Origin of the sequence: Pilimelia columellifera subsp. columellifera (assembly GCF_039532605.1) — a bacterium.
Lineage (GTDB): Bacteria > Actinomycetota > Actinomycetes > Mycobacteriales > Micromonosporaceae > Pilimelia > Pilimelia columellifera.
This window is the reverse complement of record NZ_BAAARY010000077.1, coordinates 1-898: the sequence shown is the minus strand read 5'-3', so window position 1 is coordinate 898 and position 898 is coordinate 1. Positions and strand designations below refer to the sequence as shown.

1 protein-coding gene is annotated in these 898 nt (G+C 69.5%); it reads left to right on the top strand.

The window, feature by feature from the left end; genetic code table 11:
* Positions 1-107: 107 nt before the first annotated feature.
* A partial coding sequence (locus ABD287_RS18395; protein ID WP_344174803.1) for an IS701 family transposase occupies positions 108-898 on the top strand: 791 nt, incomplete at its 3' end.

Sequence of the window (898 nt, the reverse complement as noted above, 5' to 3'; positions counted from 1 at the left end):
TAGTACGACAGCCGTACTTCAGGGTCTGACCTGCGGGTTCGGGGCTGGACGTGGGGCGGCCACCGCGTGATCGTCTGTATGTTGTGGACAAACTTTCAGATCGTGTGGTGGCCGCTGACGCCAGCGTAGACGCCCGGCGATGGCGGCGGGTGTTGGAGCAGGTGCTGGGGTCGTTCGCGGGCCGGTTCGGTCGGGTTGAGCCGCGCCGCTCGGCGGCGGGGTTCGTGGGCGGGCTGTTGTCGCAGGTTGAGGTGAAGACGTGCTGGCAGATCGCGGAGCATGCCGGGCATCGGCGGCCGGATGTGATGCAGCGGTTGTTGTACCGGTCGGTGTGGGACGCCGACGGGGCCCGTGACGACCTGCGGGAGCTGGTCGTCGGCCGGTTGGGGCACCCCGATGGGGTGTTGATTGCTGACGAGACCGGGGATCTGAAGAAAGGCGTGCGCTCGGTGGGGGTGCAGCGGCAGTACTCGGGCACGGCTGGGCGGATCGAGAACTGCCAGGTCGGGGTGTTCCTGGCCTACGCCACCGGCCGCGGGCACACGCTGATCGACCGCAGGCTCTACCTGCCGGTGTCGTGGACCGGCGACCGTGAGCGGTGCGCCGCCGCCGGGATACCGGTCGAGGTTGAGTTCGCGACCAAGCCGGACCTGGCCGCCGAAATGGTCACCGCGGCGGTTCAGGCCCAGGTGCCGGCGCGGTGGGTCGCCGCCGACGAGGCATATGGCAACAGCGCCGCCTTTCGCGCTCATCTACGCAGCCTGGGCTTGGGATATGTGCTGGCCGTGTCCCGTTCCCACCTGGTCCCGCTGGATGCCGGCAAGGTCCGGCAACGCGCCGACCGCATCGCTGCCGGGCTGCCCGACAGTTGTTGGCAGCGCCGCTCGGCAGGCCAAGG